Origin of the sequence: Streptomyces recifensis (genome assembly GCF_002154615.1) — a bacterium.
Classification (GTDB): domain Bacteria; phylum Actinomycetota; class Actinomycetes; order Streptomycetales; family Streptomycetaceae; genus Streptomyces; species Streptomyces griseoluteus.
In genome coordinates this window covers 1-5,526 of sequence record NZ_MUNH01000102.1, presented here as the reverse complement: position 1 = coordinate 5,526, position 5,526 = coordinate 1, and the positions used below count along the sequence as shown (strand labels likewise).

6 protein-coding genes are annotated in these 5,526 nt (G+C 73.6%); 3 read left to right on the top strand and 3 right to left on the bottom strand.

What is annotated here, in order from left to right:
• On the top strand, positions 1 to 219 hold a 219-nt coding region (locus CCN33_RS06610; protein WP_140394480.1), incomplete at its 5' end, for a PLP-dependent transferase.
• A 75-nt stretch (positions 220 to 294) separates the two neighbouring features.
• Here CCN33_RS06610 and CCN33_RS06605 read toward each other — a convergent pair.
• From CCN33_RS06605 to CCN33_RS06595, 3 genes are all read right to left on the bottom strand, one after another.
• Complete coding sequence (locus CCN33_RS06605) at positions 295 to 1,713, bottom strand: GNAT family N-acetyltransferase (RefSeq protein WP_208621672.1); 1,419 nt, start codon at positions 1,711 to 1,713, stop codon at positions 295 to 297.
• Positions 1,714 to 1,911: 198 nt separating this feature from the next.
• Entirely contained in the window at positions 1,912 to 2,757 is an 846-nt protein-coding gene (locus tag CCN33_RS06600) for an alpha/beta fold hydrolase (RefSeq protein ID WP_086692173.1), read from the bottom strand.
• 103 nt (positions 2,758 to 2,860) lie between these two features.
• Positions 2,861 to 3,628, bottom strand: a complete 768-nt coding sequence (locus tag CCN33_RS06595) for an alpha/beta fold hydrolase (protein WP_086692184.1) — start codon at positions 3,626 to 3,628, stop codon at positions 2,861 to 2,863.
• 155 nt (positions 3,629 to 3,783) lie between these two features.
• Here CCN33_RS06595 and CCN33_RS06590 point away from each other — a divergent pair, with 155 nt between their 5' ends.
• Positions 3,784 to 4,698 (top strand): RNA polymerase sigma-70 factor, encoded by a 915-nt coding sequence (locus tag CCN33_RS06590; RefSeq protein ID WP_086692181.1) that lies wholly within the window; start codon positions 3,784 to 3,786, stop codon positions 4,696 to 4,698.
• Between the two features lie 155 nt (positions 4,699 to 4,853).
• On the top strand, positions 4,854 to 5,526 hold a 673-nt coding region (locus CCN33_RS06585; RefSeq protein WP_086692178.1), incomplete at its 3' end, for a GntR family transcriptional regulator.

Here is a 5,526-nt window from a genome sequence, read left to right as displayed (position 1 = left end):
GCGGTCAGCCTGGGCAGCGTCGACACCCTCATCCAGCACCCGGCGTCCATCAGCCACCGCATCGTGGACACCGTCGACCGGCACGGCGCCGGGGTGGGCGACCGGCTGCTACGGCTCTCGGTCGGTCTGGAGGACACCGAGGACCTGTGGGCCGACCTGTCCGGCGCGCTGGGGGAGCGGGTCCCGGCGCCGGTGCCGCTGTTCGAGGCCGTCAACTGAGGTCCTGACACGGGGAGTGCCCATGACGACGGCCCGGCGGCCGGTCACCGCCGGGCCGTCCGCCGCACCGGCAGGTCAGAGCCGGAGCTGCTCGTCGTCGCGCCTCGAAGGGGCGCCGGTGCGGGCCGGGTCCAGCCGGGCGGTGATCACGAGGGTGCCCTCCTCGACCTGGTAGTCCAGGGGCAGCCCGAGTCCGCGCATCGCCGCGACCATCCCGGTGTTGGCCGAGCGCGTCACCGCGTACACACTCGCGCAGCCCGCCTCCACCGCCATCCGCACCAGCCGCTCCAGCAGCTCGGTGCCGACACCGCGACGCTGCCAGTCGTCCTCCACAAGCAGGGCGACCTCGGTCTCCTCGCCGTCCCACAGCAGATGGCCGAGGCCGACCAGGCGGCCCGAGGCGGTCTGCGCGGCCAGGGTGCGGCCGAAGCGCGGGCTGAGCAGGTGGTTCAGATAGCGGTCGGCGTCGCGCACCGGCCCGTGGTAGCGCAGGTCGAGGGTGCGGTCCGAGCAGCGCTCGTGCATCGCCCGGGCCGCGTCCAGGTCACCGGTGTCGACCCGGCGGACGGTGATCGCGTTGCCCTCGGGCAGCGTCAGCACGTCGTGCGCGCGCGGGATGCGCGGGCCGAGGCGGCTGTCCAGCTCCACCAGCGCCCGCGCCCGCGCGAACTCGGTGGGGGTGAACGGCAGATACGGCCGTTCCACGCTCAGCACGCCCCCGCCCGGCGCCCGCAGGCGGAGCACGGTGTCCTCCAGTACCCCTTCGGCGGGCACCGGCTCGCCGCCCGTGCCGGCGGGCAGTGAGCGGATCGTGCACCGGCCGAGCAACTGACGCAGGGCCAGCGGGAGTTCGGCGGCGTCCAGCGCGGTGCGGGTGGCAAGGCTCAGGACGCGGGTGGGGGCGTCGACCAGATCGTGGGCGTCGGCGCGCTCGATCCAGGTGGAGCTGCCGCCCGACTCCGCGATCACACGGGTCAGTTCGGACGCCGTCAGGGCGTCCGGGGCCCGCAGCAGGAACTCGTCCACGGTGCCGTCGGCCAGCGGGTGCGTCTGGAGGCTCAGGATGTCGACCCGGTGCGTGGCCAGCGCCGTGCAGAGCGCGGCCAGGGAGCCGGGTTCGTCCCGTACGGTCGTCCGCATCCGCCACAGGGCGCCGGGGCCCCCTTGCGCGGACGGCCCGGCCTGCGCGGACGCGCTCGGCCGGGCGCCGGTATCGCTGGTGTCACCGGTGGGCGGTGCGTGCACATGGCGCCGGGCCCACCAGGTGTGGAACCCGGCCGTCGCGGCCAGGGCGAGCGCCGAGATCAGCAGCAGGGCGGGACCGTCGGGGCCGTGCCCGATCAGGTTCGCCACCCCGTCGGCCACCGCGACGGCCGTGAAAAGGGCCGCGAGTTCGACGAGGTCCCGCCGCCAGTGGTGCACGGGACGCCCGTGCCGGGTCCGGATCGCGCCCGGCGTCGACTTCCGGTTCGTTCGAGAGATGTCCGCAGTCATGCGGCCACTGTGCAGGAATGGTGTTGCGTGATCACGAACGCCCTGTGACCGATGGGTAAAGCATCGTTGTGCCCGAGTTCGTCGCACTTTCCACCACCGGCGGACGCCCCGTCAGACTCACTGCTCAGCAGCGCAGTTGGCGTGCCGCGCTCCGGGGGATGACGCCGGTGCGCGACACGCCTTCGAGGGTACGGGACATCAGGCCCCGGCCGCGCGGCCACTGCCGTCGAGGAGGACGCGGGCGACGAGCGCCGGGTCGTCGTTCATCGGGACGTGTCCGCAGCCGGGCAGCCGGACCAGCCGGGCGTGCGGGATGATCCGCTTGGCCCGCACACCCTGGCGGCGCAGCAGAATCCGGTCGTGCGCGCCCCATGCCACGGTGACCGGAACGCCGGGCAGCGGGTCGGTGAACCGCACGGTGGTGCCGGTGCGCAGCGTCGCCTCGAACGCGGTGGCCCCGGCCAGCGCCAGCGTCTCCGCGACCACCGCCTCCGGGGCCCGGCGCGCGGGACGCCGGTAGATGGTGCTGGTCAGCGCGGTGCGGCCGACCGCACTGCGGGACATCCGCCGCACCACCGGCAGCGGCAGCCGCTGGGCGAGCCCGCGCATGGTGAGCAGCACCCCGAAGGCGTACCGCCGCTCGGCCTCGGTCCAGAACCCGGCCGGCGCCAGCGCGGTGACGGACCGTACGGTCTTCGCCCGGCCCAGCTCCAGCGCGAGCAGCCCGCCGAGGGAGTTCCCGGCCACGTGCGGGCGGTCCAGGTCCAGCGCCTCGAAGAGCGCGCCGAGCACGGAGTTGATCGTCGGGAGATCGTGGGCGAGGCCGTCGGGCAGATCCGGCGAGGCGCCGAAGCCGGGCAGGTCCACGGCGATCACCTCGCGCTCGGTCGCCAGGATGTCCACCACCGGGTCCCACGCCTGCCGGTGGTGCCCGATGCCGTGCAGCAGCACCAGCGGATCACCCCGCCCCACCCGCTGGTACGAGACGGTCACATCCTTCGTCCCGGCCGGGACGGGAACCTTGAAGGAGACGGTGGCGGACATACGAAGCTCCTCGGTACGGCTGCTGACGGACGCCGTAGACAGCTTGTCAGCAATTACTACCGGCGGGTAGCCCTTCGCGCCGTGTCGCGGAACTCCGCTGATTTCAGGCCGCGAGCGCGGCCGCGACCACGCTGGCGAAGGCTTCGGGGGCGTCCAGCATGACGTTGTGCCCGCAGTCCGCGACCGCGACCACGGACACTCCCGCCTCGCGCAGCCCGTCCTCGCCGGGCAGCGACCCGCCGGCCTCGGGGCGGAGGAAGGTGCGCGGAAGGTCCAGGCGCACCAGCAGCTCCCGCATGGTCGGGACCGTGCCACGGGCGAGCCCGGCGGCGCTGCGGTGCAGGGCCGTACGGTCGGTCAGGCGCATGGTGGCCCACCAGAACGCGCCGGCCCGGTCCCGGACCTCCTCCCACCCGCCGTCCGCGAACTCCGCCTCGGAGTAGGCCGCGATGCCGGCGCTGCCGAGGGCGCCCCGGGCGGGCTCCACCGGGTCGAGATTAGCGTCGACCAGCATCAGCCGGGACACCAGCTCCGGGTGCCGGTCGGCCAGCACGATCGCGACGGCACCACCCATGCTGTGCGCGATCACCTCGGCCCCCGTCACCCCGGCCACGGCCAGCGCGGCGGCCAGCGCCCCGGCGTGCGACTCGAGGCTGTAGTCGAAGTCGTGCGGCCGGTCGCTCAGACCGTGTCCCAGCAGGTCGACCAGGAGCGTGCGGTGCCCGGCGATCAGCGGATGGGTGGCCGCCTCCGCGAAGTAGGCGGCCGCCGTGGCCCCCAGACCGTGCAGATAGACGCGGGGCGCGTCGCTCCCCGGCAGTTCCACCCAGCGGATGCGGTCACCTGCGGCGGTGACGACGGCGTCCCGGATGCTCACGGCATTCCCCCTGCTCGACGGCTCACGAGCCGATGATCCCAGACGTTCGCCCGCCGCGCCGGGCGCCCGCCCCGCCGGGCTCCGGAGCGCGCCAGGAACGACCGAATTCATCTGGACACCGGCGGGTGCGCCGGGATGGGATGGGGACCGTGACGACCGAGACCGCGATCGATGTCTTCGAAGAGAACCGTCCCCTGCTGACCGGCGTCGCCTACCGCATGCTGGGCCGCGTCGCGGACGCCGAGGACGTGGTGCAGGACGCCTGGCTGCGGTGGTCCCGCGCCGATCGCGCCGAGGTCCGCGAACCCCGCGCCTACCTGGTCCGCGTCACCACCCGGCTGGCCCTGGACCGGCTCCGGCAGGTCAAGTCGCGCGGCGAGGCGTACGTCGGCCCGTGGCTGCCCGAGCCCTACACCACCGATTTCGGCGACACGGTCCCGGACACCGCCGACCGGGCCCTGCTCGCCGACTCCGTGTCCGTGGCCGTCCTCGTCGTACTGGAGTCGCTGTCCCCGCTGGAGCGCGCGGTGTTCGTACTGCGGGAGGCGTTCGGCTATCCGTACGCCGAGATCGCGGAGCTGCTGGACCGGGGCGAGCCCGCAGTACGGCAGCTGGCCGCGCGGGCCCGCAGACACGTGGAGGAGCGCCGGCCGCGCTACGACGTCGACCCCGCCCAGCGCCGGAGACTGACCGAGCGGTTCCTCGCGGCGGCCACGGAGGGTGACCTCGACGGGCTGATGTCCCTGCTCGCTCCCGACGCCCGTCTGGTCGGCGACAGCGGTGGCAAAGCCAAGGCTCCGGTGCGGGTGCTGTTCACCGCCGACAAGGTGGGGCGCTTCCTGGCCGGGGTGTCCTCGAAGAACCTGCTGCCCGGCATGAGCCACCGGTTCATCGAGGTGAACGGCGGTGTCGCGGTGCTCGTGCTGTCCGAGGGCAGGCCGGACACCCTGTTCCAGCTCGGCATCACCGACGGCGCGATCAGCGCCGTCTACATCATCCGCAACCCCGACAAGCTGCGCGTCCTCGCCGGGGACGGACCCCCTCGGCGTGCGAACTCCATGTGAACGCTCGGTCACCCGGGCACCGGGCGAGTGGGCAGGGATGGGACAATTGGTCTTGACCAAGCATCAGGGCCGCCCTATGGTCGCAAAGAACTGCAACAACCTTTAATAAACAAGGGCGCCAAAACCGCCGGAGCACGGCACTCGCGGAGGACAGGGTGGGGACCACGCAACTGGAAACGGTGCCGGAGCCGAAGTACTTGCACCTCAAGACCGTACTGAGCGAGGCGCTGGACTCCGAGTTCTCGGTGGGCGAGATCCTGCCGAACGAGCGCGATCTCGCCGCCCGGTTCGGCGTCGCCCGCGCCACGCTCCGGCAGGCGCTGGAGCAACTCGAGCTGGAGGGACGGCTGCAACGCCGCCGGGGTGTCGGTACCACCGTCGCGCCGCCGCGCGTCGGCGTCGCCCTCGGCACCGGGCGGCAGACCTGGCCCGGCACCGGTGACGACGCCTGGCAGCCGATGGACTGCGAGCGGGCCGTACCGCCCGCCCCGGTCGCGGCCGCCCTGGACACCGGTACCGAGGAGGTGCACCTCGTACGCCGGTTCCGGATGTCGCAGGGCCGGCGCGTCGCCACCGAGCTGCTGTACGTCCCGGCCGCCTCGGTGCCCGACCTGAGCGCGATCGACGCGCCCTCCGGTCCGGCCCGCGCCCGTGCGGTGCTGCGCGAACTCCAGCGGCTCGAACTGGACGGCCAGGACCGCGCGGTGGAGCTGGGGTCGGCCGGCGCGGAGGACGCGAAGGAACTGGACCGGCTGCCCGGCTCGCCCGTCCTCGTCGTCACCACCCGGTTCACGGCCGGGGGTCGTACCGCCGCGCTCGGCGTGGCCA

Bases quoted from the DNA above. Each gene is read 5' to 3' on its own strand.
- CCN33_RS06600 (WP_086692173.1), bottom strand. From the start codon at position 2,757: ATGTCCGCCACCGTCTCCTTCAAGGTTCCCGTCCCGGCCGGGACGAAG.
- CCN33_RS06605 (WP_208621672.1), bottom strand. From the start codon at position 1,713: ATGACTGCGGACATCTCTCGAACGAACCGGAAGTCGACGCCGGGCGCG.